Genomic DNA, 25056 nt, shown 5'->3' with positions numbered 1-25056 from the left:
GAATGGATACCCTGTTAAATGAAGCTCCTTGCGGCTATTTCTCGATTACCGACAAGGGACTAATTCAATCGGTCAATCAGACACTGTTAACGATGCTGGGTTATGACCGCGAGGAATTACTGGAACGGCATATCGAGTCCACGATGTCGGTGGCGAATAAGATGTTTTTTCACACTTATTTCTATCCTTACATCCAGCTTTACGGCCAGGTGAACGAGATGTATTTCTCGTTCCGGTCGAAGGACGGCAAGGATCTTCCCGTGCTCTTGAACGGCATCAGGCGGAACCGGGACGGCAAAGCCGTGATCGACTGCGTGGCACTTGAGATGCGGAAACGGATTGAGCATGAGAAGGATATCATGAAGACCAAGCGGCAGCTTGAGATTTTGTATCAGGAGACGAATGAAGCCAATCACAGGCTGGAGCTGCTGCATGCCCAATACGAGAAGAAGCAGCGGGAGCTAATGGAACTGAATGAGCGGCTGGAGACCTTGGCTTCGACGGATCCGTTGACCGGCCTGAAGAACCGCCGGTATTTCCAGGAGCAGCTGCTGAGGCATACAGAACTATCTGAGGGGGCTGGGACTGCCCTCTCGCTCTGCATCATCGATATCGACCGCTTCAAAAGCATTAACGATACGTACGGTCATCCTGTCGGCGACCTTGTTCTGACCAGACTGGCCCAGCTGCTGCGGGATCAGTCGCCGGATGAGGCGGTTGTCGCCCGGTTCGGCGGGGAAGAATTTGTTATTTTGCTGCCGGGGCTGGATCGGGATCGGGCTCTCGCTGCCGCGGAGCGGTACCGCGCAGCCACGGAGACGACTCCGCTTGGCGATTTGCGCATCACCATCAGCATCGGCGCGGCAACCTTTGCTGCGGAGGAGGAATCTGAGTTATCCCTGCTGCAGCAGGCCGACCAAGCGCTCTATCTCTCGAAAAACAACGGACGCAACCGGGTTACGCATTACCGTAGTTAATAGTAAAGGCCGCCCATACCATTCGTATGGACGGCCTTTTCCTTTCTTTATTGCCAGCCCCTTACGTCCGGGCCTTAACAATGCGCGACATCGTTAAGGGGCCTGACTAGCTGCTCTTTCAGCTCTTTCACCATGTTAACGATATGCCGCATCGTTAAGCAGCACCCTGGCCATCAACGATGGCCAGGACCTTCATTAACCCCGTTACTTTTAAACAAAAACCCATAAAGGAACACGATCGCAGACAGCAACGCTGCGGAGATGAGGAGAATATAAGCTACCTGGTACTTAACGAACTCCCCGCGAAAAACAACCAGCTCCACGCACGCAATCATGCTTAGACCAATATTTTCTCTATTGTACTTCGTTAATTTATAGCGCAATAACCGATAGGCAAGCAGAATAAAGATAAATCCTAGAATCACGCTTCCGAAATAGATCACGACAGCAGCCTCCTACAAATACGCAGCTTTCAGTTACACCCAAATTATACCATTTTAAAAATACGCAATCCACCCTCCCCCAGCATCTGCTTTACATTAAGAAATTTACAGGTAAGATGGTTAAGACAGCATATCCTATTTACCCGAAAGGAACCGTCATCATGTCATCCGCTCCTACGCTTCAAACACCGGCAGCACAGGCGGGCAAAGCCTCGCTTTCCAAGGGACTGCTGCTCCTGATGGCTTTTACCGCCGGCATGACCGTCGCGAATTTGTATTACAACCAGCCGCTGCTGGCGGATATCGGCCGGTCCTTTGGCGTTGCCCCAAGCGAGGTTGGATTTGTCTCCACCTGCACCCAGATCGGCTACGCCCTGGGCATGTTCCTGTTCGTGCCGCTGGGCGACATCAAGGAACGCAAAGGACTTATTACCGTTCTGCTCTCGCTCGTCTGTCTTTCCCTGATTGGCATAGCCACCGCGCAAAATCTCGCCTGGATGTTTATCGCGAGCTTTACCGTTGGCCTGACAACCGTTGTGCCGCAAATCCTCATCCCGCTTGCCGCGACACTCGCTGCACCCGGCGAACAAGGCAAAGCAGTCGGAACCGTTACAAGCGGTCTGCTGCTCGGCATTCTGCTCACCCGAACCGTGTCCGGCTTGATCGGCGGAACCTGGGGCTGGAGGTTCATGTACGCCTTAGCGGCGGCGGCCATGCTGGCTTTGCTGCTTCTGCTCCGAATCAAGCTTCCCGTGGCCCGCGCAACCGCCGAGCTGCGCTATAGCGAGCTGCTGCTTTCCATGGGCAGGCTCGTGAAAAAATATTCCACGCTGCGGGAGTCCGCTTTGATTGGCGCAGCCAACTTCGCCGCCTTTAGTATTTTCTGGACGGCTTTATCCTTCTATGTGGAAGGCGAGCCTTATCATTACAGCAGCCAGATCGCCGGCCTGTTTGGATTAATCGGTGCGGCCGGAGCATTAGGCGCTCCCTTTGTCGGCAGACTCGCCGACCGCATTCCAACCAAGTGGATGATTGGCGGCTTAATCGCGCTAAACATCATCGCGTATCTGTTCTTCGGGCTGCTTGGCGGCATGTTATGGGCGCTTATTGCAGGCGTTATTTTACTTGATCTCGGCGTGCAAGGTACCCAAGTCGCCAACCAGACCCGCATCTATGCGCTTGAGCCCCCGGCCCGCAGCCGCCTGAATACCGTTCAGATGGTAACCACCTTCCTTGGCGGAGCGATTGGTTCGTCTGCAGGCAGCTTCGCCTGGCATGAATGGGGCTGGAGCGGCGTATGCTGCGCGGGCGGATTCGCAGGATTATTCAGCTTCTCGGTATGGCTGATTCATCGTTTGCGAAAATGACCCACACGACAAAAAACGCTGTAAAGCTGGTCCACCGCCAGCCTTACAGCGTTTTTCCCTTCTTTAAGCTACATCCGCTGAGCCGCTCTTTTCCCTGCCCGCTTATAAATCGCGGCAACCGGATTGGAGCAGATGCGTCCCGCGTATTGATCAAACACCTCTGCAAGCACGTCATGCTGGAATTGCAGCTTAGCGCGTTTATAACCCTCGCGGACCAGCCTTTCGCGCAGCTGCGTATCGCTCGCCAGCTTTACAACGGCATCCGCGATCGCCATTATCGACTCAGGCTCCACAAGGAGCCCCGTCTCCCCGTCGAGCACCGCTTCCGAAGCTCCGCCTGAGCGCCCTGCAATGACCGGCACGCGGGCGGAAGCCGCCTCCAGATAGACGATGCCGAACCCTTCGGCGTCGCCCTTTTCCAGCTGCCGGCTTACCATTATGAACTGACTCGCCAGATTGTAATAATCGTTTAACCGCTCCGTGCCGTTTATCCCGCCCACGAACCGAACCTTTCCCGACACGCCGACCGTTCCGGCCAATTGCTCCAGTCTGCCCCGCTCCGGACCGTCTCCTACAATGACATAGACGGCATTCGGGATATGGCGCAAAATCGCGGGCATCGCTTCGATCACCTTGTCATGGCCTTTGCGCGTAACAAGCCGCCCTACCGACAGCAGCACATACTTCCCTTCCAGTCCGTGCTCCCGCCTTAGCTCCTCGTCAACCGCCTTTGGCTCGAATAAGCTTTCCACGCCGGGATGAACAATGCCGATTCTGCCGGGCTCCACCCCGTACTCCTCGACCAGGCGGCGGGTAAACTCGCTGTTGACCAGCACGCCGTCCGCCTTGCGCAGAATCAGCTTCACAATATGATTAAGGCCGATATAACGACGGAACATCAGCATATCCATACCGTGGGCGGATATCATATAGCGGCGCCTGCCAAACACGCGGAATAACAAACCGATAAAGCCGATTAACACGTACCCGTACACCGTGATATCCGGTTCTTCGCTGCGCAGCGTTTTTTTCACCTGCCGAAACAGCCGTCCCCAGCTGAACACGTCGGCACGCTCCCCCCGCATAAACGCTCCCCTTAGGATCCGGTAAGGCTGACCCTCGTCAAAGGAAGCGCAATCCGGGTATTCAGGCGCGATAACGATCATTTCATGCTTCGTATGTTTGGACAGATTGTAATAGTAGTTCTGCATGCCTCCGACACCCGGCGGAAAAACACCCGCGACGAGCACGATCTTCCTACGTTTCATATACCTTCTCCCCTCGCGTCAGATAGCACACGCCACGTATAACCGCCCAGAACAGCAACTCCGCCATAATGTTCCAAAGCCGGGCAATAACCGAAATCTGGAGCGCCGTCTCCGTCCCTAGCTTCATGGACAGGAAATAGACCAGGAAGCCCTCCCTTACCCCGAGCCCGCCGGGCAGCGGGCTTACAAGCCCAAGGAGCCAAGAGGTCGCGAACGTTCCCGCGGCGTAAAACAAACCTATCTTCCCTTTATCAAAGCTGTTGGTAAGAAGCCAAAAGGCGATGCCCATAACAAAATGGCTGGCCAAAAAGCATGCCAAATAAGCGAAAAACTGATTCCGCGTCAAGCTGACCTCGGAGCCGGCCATCTCCACGCCGCCAAACGACTTTGTCATTTTCCCGATCATCTTCCGAAGAAATTTCCACCGGGATGCGCGAACGAACAAGCCTTTGACCGCTACCGTCAGCGGATGGTAGAACAAATAAATTAGCGCAAACACGAGAACAAGCAGGAGCGCTACCCAGACGGGCACAATATGGAGGGTGACAATCAGCAACATGGCGTAGACGAGCGCCGCCGCAACGAGCAGAATGTTCTCGTACACAATGGCGGCGAATTGGGCATCCAGCGGCACCCCGGCTTTGGTCGCCATCACAATCCGTCCGGCCACGTTCCAGAAGCCTCCGGGAATGTACTTGCCGAACTGGGTTTCAATAAAAATACGGAGACCGCCCAGCATCGAAAGTCTCGCACTGCCGCTGAAGCGGCCGGTATCGGATAAGGAGGCATTGACGATTAACACCCAAATACCGGCTTGAAGCATCAGAAAGATCGAAAATAAGAGCAGCGATAGGTAAAACCGGAAGTTCGCGTGCACCAGGAAGGACGTAAGATCTTCCAGCTTCAGCGGAATGTTGCGAACAATAAATACGACGATGATGGCCAAGACAGCGACCTTGAGCACCGTTGGCGCCAGCTTGCGGTACATCGGCAACCATCAACACCTCCTGACTATAGTTAAGCCATCTTTCCATTATAGGGATGTTCTGTCATCCGTGATTTATCTAGAATGCCGAATTTGGTAAAATCCATACCTTTTCCATGTAAAAATGAATAAACAAACAGCCGGCTGCGGAAGCAGCCAACCCTGCTTGACTGCCTTTTCCGCTGCCGATTAACCCAGTTCCCGAAGCTGCTTCTTAAAGCCCTGATGATCGCTGGAGTAGCCAAGCGCCCGGTAGAACTGATGAGCCTTCTCCCGGTATCCGCTGGACACAAAAATAATGTAACTGCACTCTCGTTCCTCCGCGAATTGCTCGAGCCGCTTCATCAGCATTTTTCCAACGCCACGGCCTCTATAATCAGGATTAACGACCACATTTTCCACAACGAGGAACGGACGGCAATTCCCGACAAGATCGTAACATTCAATCCCCATTGCGGTTCCAATCACCTGATCGCCGTCGCAAGCCGCCGCCAGAAAATATTGCGGATCCTCCGTCACAGTCGCGAGCATCCTGCCCATTGCCTCTATATTGGAACGAACCTCCATCAGCACCTCGAACAGCTTGGCCAAATCGCGAAGATCCCGTGTCCCCGCTTCCCGTATCGCAATCGTTGTCATATCCAATATCCTCCTGTCTTTCATTGCCGTAGTTCATTGTATCATTCGGTTAGAACAAAAACCGAATAGGCTTGCCGGTGATGTTATGCTTGCCTTAACCGGATGACATAACAAGAAAACCGCTGCCTTGGAGGCCAGCGGTTTTCTGCTCGTTTGGGATCTATTCAGCTGCACGCCAGCTGATCATTCTCGAGATGAACGCAAACGACACGATAATAAAACCGATCAGAACGAACATATCCATAGTCACTGCGTGCGTCCAGCCTTTCGTGAGCATCTCCCGGAGCGCGGAGGCCGAATAGGTGGTCGGGAAAATAACCCCGATATACCTCAGAACCGGCGGCAGCTGGCTGGCTTCCATCATAACCGGCGACAAGAACCCGACAAACATCATTAACCCCTGCACAAGCATATTGGTCATCTGGTGATCCGGAGACCAGAATCCGATTCCCGCCCCTATGCCGACCATGCTCAATACGGCCAGCAGGAAGACCGGTATAAGTCCCCACTCGTAATGAAGCTTTATTCCGTACGCAAACTGCCCGATAAAAGCCATGATAATAACCGAAGGCATCGCCGTCATCAACCCGCGCACAAGCTGGGTAACGACAAAGATCGCTTTCGAGATGGGAAGAGAGGAGTAAAAGGTAAAGTAGCCCGCATGCTTCTGCCACGAGATCTCCTGTCCCAGCGCGTTAAAGCCCATCATAATGATCGCGAATACGATATTGCCGACAATGACATTTACCATGATCTGACCCGAGGAAACCCCGTACATAAATTTCATGAACAACAGCGTGGTCAGCGGAAAGATCGTCGCCATAATAAAGATCCATATCCATTGCTCCCGCACGATGGCAACCTGGATCCGCAATAGGATATACAGCTCGGTCCACATTCGTCCCTTTACAAAAGCAAGTGCATTAGCCAATGACGCTCCCCACCTTTTCCTCATGGATTACATATCCCGCAGCCTTCGCCTTCTGACTGTCGATATAGAGATAGACGTCCTCCAGATTGGGAGGAAGCATCGCATATTCGTCAATAGGCAGGTCGGTCGCATGAAACATCCAATCCAGCATCGTACCCGCCCGATTTTTGTCGATCAGAAGCCGAAGCCGGTTCTCGCCTGTCTGCTGGATATCGCCCCACTCCTCCATCCGCTTCATCAGATTAACCGCTTCCCCCTCAACAGCCGTCAGCTCCAGCTTCAGCCGCCCATCCACGCGCTGCTTCAGGTGAGAGACGCTGTCGATCTCCAGCAATCTTCCATAGTTGATAAAAGCAACGCGGTCTACCACCCGCTCCGCTTCCAGCACGTTATGGGTGACAAGAAGAATGGTAGCCCCTTGGCGGTTCCGCTCCACGATAATATCCCACACCAGCCGCCGGTTCAGAGGGTCAAGCTCGTTAGTCGGCTCATCAAGCACAAGAACGCGGGAATCGCCTATCATCGTTGTTCCGATTCCGACCATCCGTTTCTGTCCGCCGGACAGCTTCTTGAGCGGCCTGCCCGCGAGCTCCGCCATATTAAATCGCTCGAGCAGCTCCATCGTCTGCTTCTCTGCTTCCTTCTTCGGCAGGCCTCGAAGAATGCCGGTGAAAAGCAGCGCCTCTCTGGCCGTCAGCGCGCCAAGGGCATGCGGCTCTTGCGCGTAATAACCAAACTCCGAGGCTACCTTCTTGGCCTGCTTGAGCACATTAACCCCTGCGTACCGGACTTCGCCGGAGGTTGGGGCAAGCAGTCCGACGATCTGCTTGATCAACGTGCTTTTCCCGGCTCCGTTAGGCCCAAGCAATCCCAGAATCTCGCCTTCCCGAATGGAAAAGCTGATATCGATGTTCGCTTGCTTCTTCCCTTTCTTGTACACCTTGTTGACCTGGTCAATCTCGATTAAGTCCATCGGCATCCACCTCAAGCTTTCAAGATTATTAGGTTGCTGCAGGCGCAAACAGCTGCAAGCCTACCCGGCGCATCCCATCCCATACCGGAGAAGAAGGATCATCGGTGTTGACCAGCCCTACGCCTTGAATAAAGCAAAAATATCCCCACGCGACTTCATGCGCATCGTAAGACTGAAGCTGGCCGGCCGCCTGGCCCTCAGCAATCACCGCCGTCAGCCCCGCCGTATAGTCACTGGCGAACCGGTACATCGCTTCCGCTTCCTCCGGAAACCGTTGATGCTGCCCCAGCACGTACTGCACCAGCCGCAGAAAGGACGAGTTGCTTGCCGCAATCCGGATATGCACGTCAATCATGGACTTGATTCTGTCCAGCGGCGTTCCTTCCCCGTGCACGAAGGCAAGGAAGGGCTCGCGGAACCGCTCGAGCGGCTCCAGTACGGCGCAACGGAACAGCTCCTCCTTGCTGTCGAAATAGAGAAGAATCGTTGCCGCGCTTATTCCCAAGCTCTTGGCCAGCAAAGCGAATGTGGTACCGGAGAAGCCATTCTCGGGAAAAGCAGTGACGGCAGTCTGTAAGATAAGCTCTCTTTTCTCTTGTCTGGCTTGCTCATTGACGGTCCTTGCCATGTTTGATTGTCCTTTCCTAATTAAATATATGAACGTTTATTTATATAATAATCATAGTTCCTTAAATTGTAAATACATCCAGTTAAGGAATCGTAAAATGGTTACCCTTCTTATCCCATGCCTTCATGGATTCTAGAAAAAAATGTTCTCGGTTGCCCTCGTTTACTAGATATGTAAAACAAAAAAATACTATTTTTTATACTATTATTTTTCGCGAGAATATCTGTTTTCCTGTTATTCAAAGCTTCAGCACCTAATAATTTCGCCCTAAAATAAGTTATTCTCGCTTATCTTTTTTTTAATAGTCTTATTCCAAATTAAGGAACAGAAACGTTTGTCGAAAAATGGATATTACTAGAAAATTTCAAGTTGACGCTGTCGCCTGCCGTCATTTATAGTTATTTAGGACTAGTTAGGTGTCGAATCTAGCAGGGACTTTAATCCTAAATTTTGACACAAGCAGACTATAAGAACGGAAAGGAAGTGAGTCTATGTTGGCTCGATCATCGGCCTTTACAAGAATTGCCCTATTGCTTCTTGTATTGGGTGTCATGCTCGGAGTCACGCATCCAACTGCCACCAAAGCAGCGGTAAATGTGGTTGACATCAAGAGTAATGCAATGAATTTGGGAACTCCAACCCTGGTTTCCGGCACTGCCGGACAAGTAGGGGCCGTCTACAAGTATACGAATGTCATTACAAGAGACGGCATTACGGTTGATGCCAAAGTAACGATCAAGGGGGCAAGCGGGGCATCCTTGGCCGGAAACGTATTGGATAATCCGGGAACAGGCTTTGATGAGCGGTTTAATCCATGGGTTACAACCAGTCCCGGAAGCGGCTCATTGACCTTTCACTTTGATTTCATTGATCAGGCAACCGGCAATCCGGTTCAAATCAAGAACTTCTTTGTGACGGTCATCGATATTGACGGCAGCAGTTCCACCTCCAAGGAATTTGTCCAATTATCCGGCTTTGCGAGCTATTCTGTGAATAAAAACACACAGCTTGTCATAAGCTCGGCAACTGCCGGCAGAACGCAATTTGCAGGAAGAGGCTCCTCCCTTAATGGTACATCTTTTGAGGATACGGCTTCCGTAATCATCAATTACACCGCGCCAATAAACGGACTGGATCTTGTCGTTGGCAACACGAGCAATTTAAGCTCCCGTCAATTCTCGGTTAACTTCGGTGCCCCGGGCGGTACATTCAGCGATCCGAAGCAGGTAGACAACAGTTCTTCTCCAACTATCGATGTTTCTATTGACGACGGTGGAGACGGCAAACTGATTGCAGGCCAAGATAATATTAAAGTCGTTAATATTTCCGGATCCACCAATGCGGGCGCTGGACAGCCTGTCACCCTTACGGTGAAGGATTCTTCGGGCTCGGAACGGAATTACGCGGCAACCGTTGGACCCGACGGGAAGTATGCCACTCAGCTTGACTTCTCTGCTCTGAAATACGGAACCGTAACCGTATCGGCGGACACGGTCAGCTCCGACGGCAATCCGGCCAAGACGGCAACGGATACAACGGATAAAGTGAATACGGCACCAGTTGCCGAAGATGCCTCTTTCTCAGGAGACGAAGATACGACCTTTAACAAATCCCTGAGCGATAAAGGCAGCGATATCGACGGTGAAACCATCACCTTCTCCAGAGTAACAGGACCATCAAATGGTAGCTTGACTTTGAACCCGAACGGTTCTTTTACATACTCGCCTAACGCGAATTACAACGGTCCCGACAGCTTTACGTACAAAGTAAATGACGGATCTCTTGACTCTAATACAGCTACGGTTGATCTTACGGTAAAGCCGGTTAATGACGCGCCAGTCGCTTATGACTCCAGCATAAGCGCCGTGGAAAACACGCCGGTTGGCGGGACTGTGAATGGTTCGGATATAGACGGGGATCTGCTGCAGTATCTGGAACAGGACTTGCCGCAACATGGTACTTTAGCGCTCGATGCGATAGCGGGTTCATACACCTACACGCCTGATCAAGGTTTCGTTGGAATGGACAGCTTTACGTTCACTGCCAACGATGCCGAAGTGGGTTCGAACAAGGCAACTGTCACCATCAACGTAACAGCAGCTCCTAACGCTTCTCCAGTAGCCCAAGATGACAATAAAACTATAGATGAAGACACTCCGGTTACGGGTGCAGTAACTGCAACTGACGGAGACAATGACACTGTTACCTATTCTCTTGTCACGGCACCGGTTAACGGTACGGTCGTTCTGAATGCAGACGGCACTTACACGTATACGCCAAATGCAAACATCAATGGTACCGACAGCTTTACTTACAAAGCGAATGACGGCAAAGCCGACTCTAACGTCGCAACCGTTAATCTGACGATTAACGCTGTTAACGATGCACCTGCTGCGAACAATTCGAGCAAAACAACGGATGAAAATACGCCTGTCAACGGCAGCGTAACCGGGCAAGACGTAGAGAACAGCGCGCTGACTTATGTGCTTGATACGGCGCCTGTTCATGGTACGGTCGTCTTAAACAGCGATGGAACGTACACGTATACGCCAAACCCGAATTATTCCGGCTCGGACAGCCTCACCTTCAAGGCTTACGATGGCGAGCTCTACTCGGCTCCCGCTACCGTCAGCATCACGATTAATGAAGTAAATGAAGCTCCCGTTACTCAAAACGATACTCTGCAAACCGAGGAAGATAAATCCCTTAACGGCAGCGTTCATGCAACGGACGATGACGGTGATACCCTTCACTATTCGGTAGTCGGCCAACCTGCTCATGGCGACCTGACCCTGAACGGGGACGGCACGTTCACCTATACGCCGGATCCTAATTACAACGGCCCGGACAGCTTTACGTTTAAAGCTAACGATGGCACGGCTGATTCTGCGCCGGCAACGGTAGAGATTACGGTTACTGCCGTGAACGACGCGCCAACGGCATCGGATGATTCCAAAGTCGTTGAGTCCGGCTCCAGCGCGACGGGCGGCTTTAAGGCGAGCGATGTTGACGGCGATACCCTTACCTTCGCGGTTGTAACCCCGCCGGCGCATGGTACGGTTGTCATCAACAACGACGGTACTTACACGTACACGCCAGACGCTGGCTATGGCAGCACGGACAGCTTTACGTTCAAGGCCAATGACGGAAAACTTACTTCCAATACGGCTACCGTTACTTTAGCCGTTCGTCTTCTTGACGGCTGGGTTGGCGACCGTGCTGTTACGGATTCTTCCGAATGGACCGTAGCGCCTAACAAACCGCTGAAAATCTCGGCTATTACGGAAGTTACCGCAACGGCAGTTACGGCAACCTTTGACTTCGACGGTCCGGACAACGGAACGGACAACGATTCGGTTACGCTGACTTTGGCTAACGGCGATACTTACCAGACAGACGGATATAAGAAATGGGAAAACGTGCAGTATCGTCTTCCTTCAGAAGCAACAAGCGGCGCCCATGCGGTAACCTTCGCATCTTCGAAGGGGGACGAAGCATTGCCGGCCGAAGCGGCTTCCAAGCTTCAGAACAACAATTTTACCGTGATCCGCACCGTGTCCGTTGACGGAACGGTTCAAGATCGCAACAGCCAAGCTCCAATTGAAGGAGCTAAGGTAACCTTGTATGATCCAACGGGAACGAATAAAGTTGCCAACACAACAACGGATGCTTCCGGATACTACAAATTCCCGAATGTCCGTACCGAGCATTACCTGATTGTTGTGGAGAAGCAAGGCTATGCAACACGCAATCAAGTCATTAACGCTTTGCCTGGCTTAGCTGCTGAGACAACGATTCATCAGAACTTCGAGCTTGTGAAATACATCTTGAAGCTTAGCGCGAACCCTAGCTCCATCGTTGGTGACGGCCATACGATTTCGAAATTGACGGCCATTCTGACTGATATAGACGGCAAACCGCTCAAAGACGTCACGATTACCTTCTCCGCTTCGCTCGGAACCTTCCTTGGCGGTTCCCCAACCGCGGTGACGGATGCGGCTGGCAAAGCAACGATTGAATACCAATCTTCGAAGATTGAAGGTATTTTATCGCAAAGCGTTCCGGTAACGGCTACGGCTGATGACGTGGAACGCAGCATTTACGCGCAAGAGCAAATCATCATTACCTTTGAGCCGGCTTCCGTAACGGGCGTTGTAACGACAACGGATAACGGAACGCGTTCAATCGTTGCCGGCGCAGTCGTAAAAATCACAAAAGACTTTGACGGCGACGGCATTATCGACTTCGCGGCTGAAGCCATTACCGACGCAGACGGGAAGTACAGCATTGCCGTTCCACGCGGCGACGAAAAGTATGACATTGAAGTTATCAAGACCGTTCAAGTAGGCAGCCAGACCAAAGAAGTTTCCTTCAAGCAAACCGTTGAGGTTGGCGCGGTAAGCGGAAACCCGGGCGAAGTTTTCGAATCGACGAAAACCGTTACCGGCCTCCTTACGCAAAAGCTTCCTACCGGTCAGAATGACACGCTTAAACAGGAATTCATGAATCAGGTCACCGTGAAGCTGATTGGTCCGGCACCGGATCATAAAGAATTTACCGCACCTTTGAAAGACGGCGTATTCAATATTCCTGGCCTTGAACGGAATACGGAATATCAGATTGCAATCATCTTCAAGGTTCCGGATTCAGAGCACGGCGGCTTCAAAGACATTATTATTAACGCATTGGACAATAACGGCACGCTTCCGACAATCAAGCTGGCAGCGAACGGCGAAATGAACATCCTTAACGAGCTCATTGACCCGTATGGCGACATTACCGACATCAACACCCATGCTGCCATTGACGGTGCAACCGTAAAGCTGTATTACGCAAACACGCCGCGCAATATTACAAACGGCAATACGCCTGGCACGGAAGTTAAGCTGCCTGAGATCGCAGGCTTTGCTCCAAGCGACAACGCGAACCCGCAGACAAGCAAAGACGGTGGTAAGTACGCGTACATGGTTTATCCGACAACCGATTACTACATCGTTGCAACGGCTCCGGGCTACGTCTCTTACACGAGCCCAACGATCCCTGTCGAGTATGCGATTGTCCGCCATGACATTCAGATGTCTAAGGCATCTGTTACGCCTGCCGGCAAGCCTAACGTCGTTGTTAACGTATCCGTTGACAAGGACAGACAAGTAGAAGGAACAGCAGGCAAAGTTAAAGTGGAGTACCTGAACAACGGTACGAAACAAGCTACCGGTGCTACTGTGACGTTAACCCTCCCTGAGGGCACCACGGTAACAAGTGCAGACGGAGGCAAGGTAGAAGGCAATAAAGTGACTTGGAATGTCGGGGATCTCAACGTCGGAGATAAAGGCGTACGCAATGTGGAAGTGAAGTACCCTTCGATCAATGAGACCGAGCTTCTCGTAACGATTTCCGCGGAAGGCAAAGCAAGCCAAGAGCTGCTGAATCCTGAAGCGGCAAAAGCATCCGTGAAAGTATTGCTCTTCTCCACCGGAGACGAAACCGTGACGCATCAGCGTTATATTCTCGGCTTCCCGGACGGCAAGTTCAAGCCTAGCCAGAAGCTGACCCGCGCGGAGCTAGCGGCCATTATCGCACGCCTCCTGAACGGCGGCTCGACAACGCTGAAAGCCGAATTCAAGGATGTGCCTTCTACCCAATGGGCAAGCGGTTATATCCGGATCGTCACGGACAGCGGTATCTTTAAAGGCTTTGCAGACGGCACCTTCCGTCCGAACCAGCCTGTAACGCGCGAGGAATTGGCTACAGTCATGGTACGTTACCTGAAGCTGGAGACCTCAATGCCAATCACTCCGCAATTCGGAGACAGCGAAGGACGCTGGTCCTCCTCGGCAATCGAGGCATTGTTCCGCAACGGCCTGACAACGGGTTATCCGGATGGTACGTTCCAACCGGGCAAAGACATCGTTCGCCTTGAAGCCGTAACGCTGATCAATCGCCTTCTGTACAGAGGCCCGCTGACTGACGTAGAACCATCCTTCCCGGATGTTGCGAAGAGCAACTGGGCGTTTGGTCAAGTCGAAGAAGCAACAAGAAGCCACGAAGCAACGCGCACTTCGGACGGCAACGAGCATTTCGTTAAAGCAATCGACGACAATGTAAAGTAAATTCTTAAGGCCGGCATTCCTTGATGGAATGCCGGCCTTTTTTACGGTAAAAACGTATTCACCTCATTTCTAGAAAAACGCCCAGCAATGCAGCTAAAACAGGCAAATAAGGATACCAGCTTTCGTTAGTCTGCTGAATTATTCGATGAATTAAGAATATGACGTTTCGTTAGCCAATACGAAAAAGAGGCGGTTACTTTGCAACCGCCAGATCCGCATTGTACTTGGACACGTATTGCTCGGCTACGTCTTCTTGCGTGGACGATTTCGCTTCTGATGAAGTGCGGAAAAGCCATCTCCGGCACTCTCCCCTCAATATAATTACGAAAAAGCCGGTCAACCCGGTAAAGGGCTAACCGGCTATAATCATCTACTGCTTATCCTTTTGTCCGGAACATCAAGTAGAGGAAATACGGAGCTCCAATCACCGCAACAACGATACCCGTCGGAATCTCCGACGGCTGCAAAATCCATCTGCCGATCGTATCGGCCACAAGCACCAGCAGTCCCCCTGCAAGCGCCGTTGCGGGAAGAAGGATCTGATAACGCTGTCCGACCAGCCTTCTGGCCAAATGCGGCGCGATCAGCCCGACGAATCCGATGCTGCCGCTTACGGCGACGCAGGAGCTTGCCAGGCCAACGGCAGCCGCCAGAAGCCAGATCTGCTGCTTGGCCACTGCCGCGCCTAGCCCCGTCGCGAGCGGAGCGCCAAGGTTAAGGACATTAATCGTCTGCGACTTGAAATAGACGAATGGCAGCAGCACGACGATAAACGGCAGAAGGGCCGTCACATAGTTCCAGTCCTTGCTCCAGATACTGCCGGCTGTCCATGTCGCCACGAATTGATACTGCTCCGGATTAATCCGCAAGGAGACCAAAATGGTCACGGCCGAGAAGCCCGAGCTGATCGCTACCCCGTTCAGCACAAGCCGGTTCGAGGACAGTCCCTTGTGCTTGCGGTACGAGATAACGAAGACCAGCAAGGCGGCAACGCCGCCTCCCAGCCATGCCAGAATCGGAAGCATATAAGCCGGCGCTGAAGCCGGAGAAGAATAGAACGCTACATAGAGCAGAATTACCATGCCCGCGCCGGAGTTGATTCCGATAATGCCTGGATCGGCCAGCGCATTTCGGGTCAATGCCTGCAGTACGGCGCCGGATACAGCCAGCCCCATGCCTATCAGAATGGAGATGATAATGCGGGGAAGCCGGAAATCGAACAACACCAGATGCTGCTGGGCGGTTCCGAAGCCAAATAGCGTTTTAACCACGTCAAGCGGCGACATCCGGATAACCCCGGTGTTCATGCTAATTAGAAAGGCTGCAAGAATGCCGATTAGCATAATGAAAATAACAAGAGTATTGCGTCGTTTTCCGCGTATTTCGGATAGAGAAATCGTCGTCCCTTTCATCGCTTACAACTCCCTCCTTTCCTTATTGGCAAGGTACAGGAAGAACGGAACGCCAATTAACGCAATCATGGTGCCGATAGGCGTCTCATACGGAGGATGGACGGTTCTTGCCGCCAAATCCGCAAGGACAACAAGCAAAGCGCCAAGCACGGCCGAGGTTGGAATAATCCATTTATAATCAACGCCTACCAGCTTGCGGGCCACATGCGGTACCAGAAGGCCGATGAACGATACCGCCCCGGCCACCGACACGGCCGAGCCGGCCAGCATCACAACGATGATGACGCCGGCCAGCTTAACAGGACCCGTCCGCAGGCCAAGACCTTTGGATACCTCTTCGCCAAGGCTCAGCATCGTGATGGAACGGGACAGAGTCATCGCCGCGATAAGCGCAACGCCTACCCATGGAAACATAATCTTCAGCTGTTCCCAGCGGATACCGGCTACCCCTCCGGCATACCAGAAGGCAAGCTCCTGGCCAATGCGGAAATACAGCGCAACCCCTTCGCTTAATGCGGTTAGCAAGGCGGACAACGTTACGCCCGCGAGCACCATCCGCATTGGCGTCAGCCCGCCGCGCACGGACGCTCCTAAAGCGACAACGATAACGGTGCTGACCGCCGCGCCAAGGAAAGAGAATAGAATATGATAGGGATACGAAAGGCCGGGAGCAAAAGCAAAGCATAAGGCAAGGGCAAAGCCCGCGCCGGAGTTCAGCCCCAAAAGTCCGGAGTCCGCAAGCGGGTTACGCGTCATGCCCTGCATAATCGCGCCCGCAACCGCAAACGCGCTGCCCACCAGCATGCAGCCCAACACCCGCGGCAAACGGAGTTCCCGAATAACCTGATGCTCTTTCAAATCGGGATTAAAATGAATGACCGCTTCCCACACCGTCAGGAATTTGATGTCCATCGCGCCAAAGGATACCGACAAGCCTAACGCAAGCACCAGCGCGGCAAGACCGAAAAGAATGATAAGAATCGCGGTAATCGGCCGGGAATATAGTTGTTCAACCTCCCGGCCTGTTGAGGCAGGTTCGGTTTCCAATTGCGAGTTATGCAGCCTAGAGTTATCAGCCATAATGTCTTATCTCCGCTCCAACATGTTTTTCGATCACTTCAATAACGGAAAAAAAGGGAGCAGCAGCTCCCTCCATTCCTACTACTCATTATTTCACAAGATCTTTCAGTACGTTATCGATCATTTGGGAGCTTGCTACAGGACCGTAGTACAACCAGCTGGACGCTCCTTCATATTCGTATACATGGCCGTTCTTAACAGCCGGAATGGATTGCCAGATTGGATCCTTCAACGCTTCCGCTCCGGTGCCCTTGTCGCTGTTGATGAGAATCAGATGGTCGGCGTCCAGGTCGGCAAGCTTCTCAAGGGAAATTTCATTCCAGCTGCCCGTTCCCGTAGCGGAGATTTCTTTCACGACATTCGGCACTTTCAGACCGAGATCATTGTAGAGAACCGCGCCGCTCGAAAGCTTATCGCTAACCACGTAGAATTTGTTTGCCACAAGCCAGATAGCTGCAACGGATTGATCCGGAATAGCCGCTTGCAGTTTCGTCTTCGCATCCGCCGCTTTCGCGTCGTAATCGTCAAGCACCTTTTGGGCTTGATCCTTCTTCTGCAGAACCTCGCCGATTTTCAGCAGAGCTTTGCGCCAGTCGCTGTTCACTTCATCGCCAAGGACGAAGGTTGGAGCAATCTTCGCGTATTGATCGTATTTGCCTCCGTCAACCGTGCTATTCGAGCCAAGGATCAGCAGGTCCGGCGTGAAGCTTGTTACGGCTTCGAACGGAAGATCGTAAGAGATGGTGGGAATGTCTTTCAAATCGCCCTGCAGGTAATCCTGGATACCGTTAGGCACGCTCCATTGGGCAACCGGCTTCACGCCAAGCGCAACCAGGTAATCTTCCAGGTAGGAAGCGATAATTCGCTGCGGGTTAGCCGGAATCGAAACCTCGTGGCCCATGCCGTCCGTCAGCTTTTGCTCCGTTGGCGCCGCTGCCGTCTCCGGCGATGGCGATGCGCTTTCCGTTGCCGCCGCGTTGTTTGCATTGCCGTTATTTTCTTTATTCCCTCCGCATGCCGCAAGCATAAGCGAAAGAGACATTACACTCAGAAGCACTACAACTAGTTTCTTGCCTTTTCCAAACACAAATACGTCCCCCTAATAAGCTGCTAGGCTGTAATCTCGTTAATTGACTAAAGTGATGATAACAATTCTCATTATCAAAGTCAATCCTTAATTATAAGAAGATACCCGATTCTCCCTCCGCACCGCAAACAACAAAACCTCTAACCTGGACCTTTGAAAACGGCCGAGTCTAGAGGTTTCATTATCATGCCCAATGGAGTTTAAACTTATTCCTTCACGGCGCCGAACACGACGCCTTTCACGAAGAAGCGTTGGAGAAACGGATACACAATCAGTATCGGATGCAGCGAGATCGGCAGATAGACGGAGACGCAAGCCCAATAACAAGCATTATAAGAGCAGGCTTATAAATTCTTAGAAATTAACAAGGACGGCTCGAGAATGATCCCGATGCCGTCCTTTCCTTTAGTATCGCGGCAATGCCGCAACGGATGCCCGGAAATCCGGTCTTCCGTCCTCCGTCCATTTCAGCTCCGTCACAAAGGTATGACGGTTCGGGTCGTACAGCGGATCGCCTACAATCTCCTTGTACGTTCTGGCGTGGAAGACAAACAGCGCGGTTGTGCCGTCCTCCGCTACCGTAAAGTTATTGTGGCCTGGACCGTACAAGCCAAGCAGCTCATCGGTTGTCAGCACCGGCACCGGGGATTTGTCCCATGAAGCCGCCTCAAGCAAATCCGCGTCCGCCGATGCTTCAAGGAGCCCGATGCAGTAGTTAAAGTCAGTCGCGCTTGCGGAGTAAGACAAGAAGACGCGATCCCCCTTGCGGATAAAGGCTGCCCCCTCGTTTACTTTAAAGCCGATTCTTTCCCAGTCCAGATCAGGGACGGAAATCATCGTCTGCTTGCCGGTAAGCGTCCACGGATTGCTCATTTTCGAAATATACAGATTGGAGTTCCCTTCGATTCCCGGATCCTTCTGCGCCCAGACGTAATACCGTTCGCCGTTATGCTCGAAGGTTGTGGCATCCAGCGAGAAGCTTTCCCAAGCCGCGCGAACCTGCCCCTTTTCCACCCACTCGCCCTTCAGCGGGTCGGCATCGCCGCACTCCAGAACAAACATCCGGTGGTCGAACAGGCCTTCATTCGTCTCCGAAGTATGCGCCGCCGCGAAATAAACGTACCATTTGCCATCGATGAAATGCAGCTCCGGCGCCCAAATATTCGCGCTTAGCAGTCCTGTCTCGTGCTTTCTCCAAACAATGGCCGGCACCGCATCCGTAAGTCCCTGAATCGTATCTGCCCTGCGAATCTCGATCCGGTCGTATTCCGGTACCGAGGCAACAAAGTAATAGCAGCCATCCGTATGCCTGAAAATAAAAGGATCCGCTCTCTGTTCGATTAGTGGTTTAACTCCGTTAATTTCCGATTGCTGGACTCCCATCCTGTCACCTGCTTCTATTCGTATTTGTCATTAGCCTTTCACGCCACCCACGGTTAAGCCGGAGACGAAATAGCGCTGGAAGAAAATAAAGACGATCATAATCGGTACAATCGCCAGCACGGAGCCGGCAATAAGGATATCGTAGTTGTTGCCGTAAGGCGTCACGAGACTGGACAAGCCGATTGGCAGCGTCAGCTTCTCTCCCGAGTTCAGGACGATCAGCGGCCAGACGAAGCTGTTCCAGCTGGCGAGTGCCTGCACGATAATCATCGCGCCAAACGCGGGCGTCATAAGCGGCACGAAGATTTTGAAGAAAATGCCGTACTCCGAGCAGCCGTCGATTCTACCCGCATCCATGAAATCCTTCGGCAGCCCCGCCGCGTATTGACGGAAGAAGAAGATCGGCAGCGGCGATACCACAAACGGCAGGATCACCCCGCTGAACGTATTGATCAGGTTCATCGCGATCATCTGCTTGTACAGCGGCAGCATAATGATCTCGACCGGCACCATCATGACCAGAAGGACAAACAGAAAGATAATATTGCGGCCCCTGAAACGGTACATCGCCAGCCCATATCCAACCATGGAGGAGAGCAGCATGCAGAAGACGGTATAGATGACGGTAACGATCAAGCTGTTTTTATACCAGATCAGGTATTTCTCCGCCCCGCTCGAGAAGATAAACGAATAGTTGTGGAAGGACAACAGCTCCGGCTGCAGACGAATGTTAAGCCCGAAGCGAAGCAATTCCTTTGACGGCTTAAACGAAGCGAGCAGCAGGCTGTAGAAAGGAAAGACCGACAAGGCCGCAAACAGAATGAATAAGGCAAGCAAAAGCCAGGTTTGAGGACGATTCCATTTGGTGCTCATGTTCAATCCTCCTTCCTAAACAGTCCGAATAAACGAAGTTGAATAACATTGAGGACCATCGTAAGCAGCAGCAGGATCATCCCGATTGCCGAACCAAGCCCAAGCTCGTTCTTTTCGATTCCGCTGCGGTATAACAATCCGATCATGGTCAGGCCAATATCGTTTGGCGAATGGTTGCCGCTCCATAGAATGAAGCTTTCCGTAAACATCGAGTACCCGCCGTAAATGCTGATCGTAATGACATAGATCGCAATCGGTTTGAGCAGCGGCAGCGTAATGCGCCAGAATTTATTCCAGGTATTCGCCCCGTCGATGCTTGCCGATTCGTAAAGCTCGCTTGGAATGGACTGCAAGGCCGACATGAAGTAGATGATGTTGATGCCCAAATAACGCCACGTCGCCAGGATGACCAATACGAGCATGCCCGATGCGCTGCTGCCGAGCCAATTGATGGTCTCGAAGCCAAAGGCATGACGGAACGTATTCATGACGGAATTGTCCAACGAGCCGAATACGAGCCGAAACACAATGCCCGCTACGACAACCGAAGTCAAAGCCGGCAGGAACAGGGTCGAACGGAAAAACGCGCTCCACTTCATCAGCTTCGAGTTAAGGAATACCGCCAGCACAAGCGGCAGCGGAATGAGGACCAGAATCGTCCAGAATGTGTATTTCGAGCTGTTCCAAAGCGCGGTATAAAAGGAATCGTCCCATAGATTCCTGTAGTTGTCTAAGCCAATGAAATGGGTCTCGCCCGGCAGTACTTCCTGAAAGCTCATAATGAAGGTCGATATAACCGGATAGACGAAAAAGATCGCTAACGAAAGCACAAACGGCAGCACAAAAACATAAGGGGCGACTCGCTGATTGTATAGAAGCTTTTTCATTTGGACGCTCGCTCCTTCCTGTCAGGATTACTTCGCTGAAGGCCCGCCATGCAAGGGGTCCTTCAGCGAAGCGGTGAAGCTTGTTTTTCTGATGGACTGTTATCTCGCTTCTACTTAATGCTAGACGCTGCGTCGTCCAATACTTGCTTCGGATCCTTCAGATCGTTAAGCGCCTGGAACATCGCTTTTGTCTTGATCACATCGGATACCGCAGGAGTTTTCTCTTTGATATTGGTTGGCGCGATTTCATCCTTCAGGCTGCTAAGGAACGTAAAGATATCCTTGCCGAAGTAATCGGTGTATTTGTTCGACTCGTTCATAGCCGGATCCGTCCAAGCGTCCGTGCGGATCGGGTCAAAGCCAAGCTGCTTCCAGATCTCGATGTTGCCTTCTTTCGATACTTTCGCAAACTCGAGGAATTTCTTCACGAGCTCCTGATTTTTGGATTGGTTCGTAATGACGGTACCCGTACCGCCCATACCGGAGGAACGCATTTCGCCTTGTTTGAATACAGGCATTGGTTTGATGATGATTTTGCCCTTCAGGTCAGGCATGTAATCCGTAAAGCGGCCCATGTACCACATCGGCATCCAGATTGAAGCAGCGCCTCCGCCGTTCATAAAGCCATAGTATTCTTCCGAGTGATGGAAGCCGCCCGGTGCTACAACGGCTACCTTTTCTTTAACGAGCTTTTGCAGATAAGTCAGCACTTCCACATTCGCCTGATCGTTAAGCGTTACATTGCCGTCTTTATCGAGAAGATCGGAGCCATGCTGTACGACCAGCGGCCAGTACGACCATTGGTCCGTTGTTTCAACGGTAGCCATCGGCTTGCCTGTTTTCTCAAGCACTTGCTTGCCTGCTGCTTCGTAATCATCCCAAGTGATGATTTTGTCGGCATCTACGCCTGCTTGATCGAGAATTTCTTTATTGTAGTAAATGACCTCCGCGCCTACGTGGTAGTCAATGCCGTAGTATTGGCCATCCTTCGCGTAGTTGTCGAGGCGGGACATGACGAGATTGTCTTTATTCGGCTCTACGATGTCGTTAAGCGGTACAAGCTGCGGCTCGCCTTTGAGGAAGTTTCCGATTTTGCTGATCTCGATGTCGGCCATGTCCGGCGCGCCCTTGCCGGATTGCAGCGCAACCTGCAGTTTGTTGTGGTTATCGTCGTACGGGAATGTCGTCGCTACCAGCTTAATTTTTTCGTCCGGATGAGCTTCATTCCATTTGTCTGCCATGCTTTCGAAAAATTGCTGGTGAAGCTCGTTAAAAGTCCAAAAAACAACCTTCGTTGCTTTGCCCGAAGAGTTGCTGGAGCTGCACGCGGATAAGACCAACATGAGTGCCAAAGCCAAGGTTGCTGTAACCGTAATCCCTTTTTTCATTTGACGTTTCCCCCTCACATATTGGTTAAGCTTTTGATACCAGAACCATTGTAAGCGCTTCACAATTAGATTATAATAGGCGTAAAGTATTATTTATATACCCAATTGGTTATAAAAACATATTTATTTATTGAGAGTAGGTGCCTTCATGAAAAAGACAGCTCTGTACAAGCAAATCCAGATGGAGATCAAGGGACGGATTGCTTCCGGGCAGCTCCGGCCGCTCGACCGCATCCCTTCCGAGCAGGAACTAATGGATGAATTCAAGGTCAGCAAAATAACGGTTAAGAATGCATTGACGGAGTTGGCGGATGAGGGACTCGTCACGCGCATTCAAGGCAAAGGAACGTTTGTTGCGGCGGATTTGAAACCTGTCGAAGTAAAGGCGCCTGCCCCCGGGCCGGAATCCGAGCCCTTCAAAGTTCCGCTTATCGGCTTCATCATTCCTACCATGAAAACAACCGTCATCCAGAAGCTTGTTGACCATATCGAGTTCTATTTGAAGGAAGCCGGCTTCCGAATGATTCTTAGCATTACCCGGGAGCATGCGGCTGAGGAATCCAGGGCGATTACCGCTCTGGTCGATGCCGGCGTTCAGGGGCTTATCGTGTTCCCGACCGAGGACGAGAAGTATAACGAGTCCCTTCTGCGGCTCTCTCTGGATAAATTCCCCTTTGTGTTTATTGACCGCTTCCTGCGCAATATCGAGACGTATACGATTACTTCGGACAATGACGGCGGCGCCTATAGGACGGTGACGCATCTGTTATCGAAGGGGCATCGCCAGATCGCGTTGATCTCGCCGGAGAACACCAATACCGCCATTGAAGACCGAACGACCGGCTTTGAAAAAGCCTATATCGATCAAGGCGAATCCATCGACAAAAGCCTTTGGTGCCATGTGCCGCTGGAGGTTCTGCGCAGCGAGGGCGCGCTGAATTACGTAACCGACTTCCTGAAGTCGCATCCGACTATCACCGCCGCCTTCACGTTAACCGAAGAGATTGCCGGCCTGACCTGGCAGGCGCTTCGGCTGCTCGAGCGCCGCACCGAGGTAGAGCTCTTCTCCTTCGACAATCCGGACATCCCGAATGTCCCTTACGTCCAGCAGGACGAGCAGGAGCTCGCCCGCTCCGCGGTTATGCTGCTGCAGGACCAGATCGGGCAAACGTACGACCCGCGGCACATCGTCGTGCCGGTACAGCTGGTGTTTCCGTGAAGCGTGCGGGGACGGTGCGAGCTGGGCATGCGCGGAGGCCTAACGATGCGGCGCATCGTTAAGAGGCTGGTAGAGTTAAAGTATCGGGACCTTAACGTTGCGGCGTATCGTTAGGGTTAGAATAAGCTACGCTTTTAGGTGAACAGCTAGACTTCGTGTAGGGGAGCTCTATTGGCGGGTTGTCGGCAACAAACTGCGAATGTACAGGTAAATTTAATCCAACGTGGTGCCGTTAGCCCTCGTAATGCATAAGTGCAGGTAGGTCATTTGCTCGTTGTGGTCCATAAGTACCCCGTTTCAGATTAACCTGCACTTTTGCAGCTGTCTTGCATGATGAGCTATTCTACTTGAAGTAGCTCAAGCCAATTAATTGGTTACTTATTCGTACTACAGCTTCACCTGGGACGGAATGCTACACGCTAGCGCGCCAGAGATATTGCTTAAATAAAAGAGGCTCTCCTTGACGGGAGAGCCTCTTCTTACTTTCGCTTCAATACTATTCTCTATTAGATATTTGCGAATACCTTGTCAAACCCGGCTTTGGAGCGTTCCAGCGCTTCTTCCACCGAGCTGACGATGTCGCCTGGCGCAAGGATTTCTTGCGCCACCGCGCCGGTGTAGCCGATTTTCTTCAGGCTGCGCAGGAAACCGGGCAGATCGATGACGCCTTCGCCCGGATACACGCGGTCATTGTCCAGCACCTGCTCGACCGGAATGTCTTTCGCATCGTTAATATGAACATGAACGATTTGCTCAGGGGACAGCTTTTCGATATCCTCCGTGCCGAGCCCGTTTGTATACCAATGATAAGCATCGAACAGGAGGCCAACGTTCGGAGCATGGATTGCATCCGCAAACGCAAGCGTATCCTCCATGGAATAGATAAACGGATACTTCCAAGCCGTGCGCAAATGATGCGGTCCAACGAACTCAAGTCCAAGCTTAACGCCGTAATTATTTAATATGTTCGCGGATTCTCTCAAACGGCGGACGGCCTGAATCGTGAAGATTCCAGGAGATACGTCCGTTGCCGGCAAAATATACGTGCAGCTTGCCGTACAGCCCAGCTGCGCCGCGGCTTTTGCCTGCTCCTCCAGCTGAGGCAGCCCGTCCCGGAACGCTTCGTCCGTCGTGCGCCATTCGACCGGGAAGCCGCATGAACCAACCGAGATTCCGTTCGCCGCCAGCAATTCTCTTGCCCCGTCCAAGCCGTATGTATGAATAAGACCCGCAGCGTCCAGATCTACCGATTGAAATCCGTACCGCGCCGCCTGCTCAATAAAGGCTTTGTCATCACCGATTGGTCCTAGTCCTGCTCGCGTTAATCCTTTCAGCATCTGATCAGCTCCATCCAAATGTAAATAGGTACTACTATCATTATACAGGAGCCCTTTCCCCGTCACTAT

At 52.1% G+C, this 25056-nt stretch carries 19 protein-coding genes; 4 read left to right on the top strand and 15 right to left on the bottom strand.

The genetic code is table 11. From position 1 onward, the window contains the following. The first annotated feature begins 2 nt into the window (after window positions 1-2). Window positions 3-977: a sensor domain-containing diguanylate cyclase gene (locus FHT67_RS14450; protein WP_167199269.1), complete on the top strand. Its 975-nt coding sequence runs from the start codon at window positions 3-5 to the stop codon at window positions 975-977. A 173-nt stretch (window positions 978-1150) separates the two neighbouring features. On the opposite strand, the gene FHT67_RS14445 is transcribed toward FHT67_RS14450, so the two are convergent. Beyond that, window positions 1151-1420 (bottom strand): hypothetical protein, encoded by a 270-nt coding sequence (locus FHT67_RS14445; protein ID WP_132309936.1) that lies wholly within the window; start codon window positions 1418-1420, stop codon window positions 1151-1153. A 116-nt stretch (window positions 1421-1536) separates the two neighbouring features. Here FHT67_RS14445 and FHT67_RS14440 point away from each other — a divergent pair, with 116 nt between their 5' ends. Continuing rightward, window positions 1537-2787: an MFS transporter gene (locus FHT67_RS14440; protein WP_243867157.1), complete on the top strand. Its 1251-nt coding sequence runs from the start codon at window positions 1537-1539 to the stop codon at window positions 2785-2787. Window positions 2788-2855: 68 nt separating this feature from the next. Here FHT67_RS14440 and FHT67_RS14435 read toward each other — a convergent pair whose 3' ends face one another. From FHT67_RS14435 to FHT67_RS14410, 6 genes are all read right to left on the bottom strand, one after another. Beyond that, window positions 2856-4055, bottom strand: coding sequence for a glycosyltransferase family 4 protein (locus FHT67_RS14435; RefSeq protein WP_167199262.1), 1200 nt, complete (start codon window positions 4053-4055; stop codon window positions 2856-2858). Beyond that, window positions 4045-5043, bottom strand: coding sequence for a lysylphosphatidylglycerol synthase domain-containing protein (locus FHT67_RS14430; RefSeq protein ID WP_243867231.1), 999 nt, complete (start codon window positions 5041-5043; stop codon window positions 4045-4047). The genes FHT67_RS14435 and FHT67_RS14430 overlap by 11 nt, the downstream gene beginning before the upstream one ends. A 186-nt stretch (window positions 5044-5229) precedes the next feature. Continuing rightward, a complete protein-coding gene (locus tag FHT67_RS14425; protein WP_167199256.1) occupies window positions 5230-5679 on the bottom strand; it encodes a GNAT family N-acetyltransferase in 450 nt (149 codons plus the stop codon). 160 nt (window positions 5680-5839) lie between these two features. Beyond that, on the bottom strand, window positions 5840-6634 hold the full coding sequence (locus FHT67_RS14420; protein ID WP_167199253.1) for an ABC transporter permease: 795 nt from the start codon (window positions 6632-6634) through the stop codon (window positions 5840-5842). Further along, a complete protein-coding gene (locus FHT67_RS14415; protein ID WP_132309926.1) occupies window positions 6603-7583 on the bottom strand; it encodes an ABC transporter ATP-binding protein in 981 nt (326 codons plus the stop codon). Before FHT67_RS14415 ends, FHT67_RS14420 begins: the two co-directional genes overlap by 32 nt. A 28-nt stretch (window positions 7584-7611) precedes the next feature. Then, window positions 7612-8211 carry a TetR/AcrR family transcriptional regulator gene (locus FHT67_RS14410; protein WP_167199250.1) on the bottom strand — a complete coding sequence of 200 codons (600 nt, stop codon included), beginning with the start codon at window positions 8209-8211 and terminating at the stop codon, window positions 7612-7614. A gap of 491 nt (window positions 8212-8702) precedes the next feature. Between FHT67_RS14410 and FHT67_RS14405 the strand changes: the two genes are divergently transcribed. After that, window positions 8703-14321, top strand: coding sequence for an Ig-like domain-containing protein (locus FHT67_RS14405; protein WP_167199247.1), 5619 nt, complete (start codon window positions 8703-8705; stop codon window positions 14319-14321). 377 nt (window positions 14322-14698) lie between these two features. On the opposite strand, the gene FHT67_RS14400 is transcribed toward FHT67_RS14405, so the two are convergent. The 7 genes from FHT67_RS14400 to FHT67_RS14370 all read right to left on the bottom strand — a co-directional run bounded on the left by FHT67_RS14400 (window position 14699) and on the right by FHT67_RS14370 (window position 22431). Further along, complete coding sequence (locus tag FHT67_RS14400) at window positions 14699-15733, bottom strand: FecCD family ABC transporter permease (protein ID WP_132309920.1); 1035 nt, start codon at window positions 15731-15733, stop codon at window positions 14699-14701. Between the two features lie 3 nt (window positions 15734-15736). Then, window positions 15737-16813 carry a FecCD family ABC transporter permease gene (locus FHT67_RS14395; RefSeq protein WP_243867155.1) on the bottom strand — a complete coding sequence of 359 codons (1077 nt, stop codon included), beginning with the start codon at window positions 16811-16813 and terminating at the stop codon, window positions 15737-15739. An 88-nt stretch (window positions 16814-16901) separates the two neighbouring features. Next, window positions 16902-17855 (bottom strand): ABC transporter substrate-binding protein, encoded by a 954-nt coding sequence (locus tag FHT67_RS14390; protein WP_167199719.1) that lies wholly within the window; start codon window positions 17853-17855, stop codon window positions 16902-16904. A gap of 450 nt (window positions 17856-18305) precedes the next feature. After that, window positions 18306-19283, bottom strand: a complete 978-nt coding sequence (locus tag FHT67_RS14385) for a glycoside hydrolase family 43 protein (RefSeq protein ID WP_167199244.1) — start codon at window positions 19281-19283, stop codon at window positions 18306-18308. 30 nt (window positions 19284-19313) lie between these two features. Then, a complete protein-coding gene (locus tag FHT67_RS14380) occupies window positions 19314-20156 on the bottom strand; it encodes a carbohydrate ABC transporter permease (RefSeq protein ID WP_167199240.1) in 843 nt (280 codons plus the stop codon). 2 nt (window positions 20157-20158) lie between these two features. After that, window positions 20159-21043 (bottom strand): carbohydrate ABC transporter permease, encoded by an 885-nt coding sequence (locus FHT67_RS14375; protein ID WP_167199237.1) that lies wholly within the window; start codon window positions 21041-21043, stop codon window positions 20159-20161. A 110-nt stretch (window positions 21044-21153) separates the two neighbouring features. After that, complete coding sequence (locus FHT67_RS14370) at window positions 21154-22431, bottom strand: ABC transporter substrate-binding protein (protein WP_167199234.1); 1278 nt, start codon at window positions 22429-22431, stop codon at window positions 21154-21156. 148 nt (window positions 22432-22579) lie between these two features. Between FHT67_RS14370 and FHT67_RS14365 the strand changes: the two genes are divergently transcribed. After that, the gene (locus tag FHT67_RS14365) at window positions 22580-23650 is read left to right on the top strand and encodes a GntR family transcriptional regulator (protein WP_132309910.1); all 1071 of its coding nucleotides are present in this window, start codon (window positions 22580-22582) and stop codon (window positions 23648-23650) included. A gap of 506 nt (window positions 23651-24156) precedes the next feature. Here FHT67_RS14365 and FHT67_RS14360 read toward each other — a convergent pair. After that, entirely contained in the window at window positions 24157-24987 is an 831-nt protein-coding gene (locus FHT67_RS14360; protein ID WP_132309908.1) for a sugar phosphate isomerase/epimerase family protein, read from the bottom strand. Between the last annotated feature and the right edge of the window lie 69 nt (window positions 24988-25056).

The organism is Paenibacillus sp. BK720, assembly GCF_011761545.1.
Taxonomy (GTDB): domain Bacteria; phylum Bacillota; class Bacilli; order Paenibacillales; family Paenibacillaceae; genus Pristimantibacillus.
The sequence above is the reverse complement of the archived record's forward strand: the minus strand, read 5'-3'. Positions and strand labels throughout refer to the sequence as shown.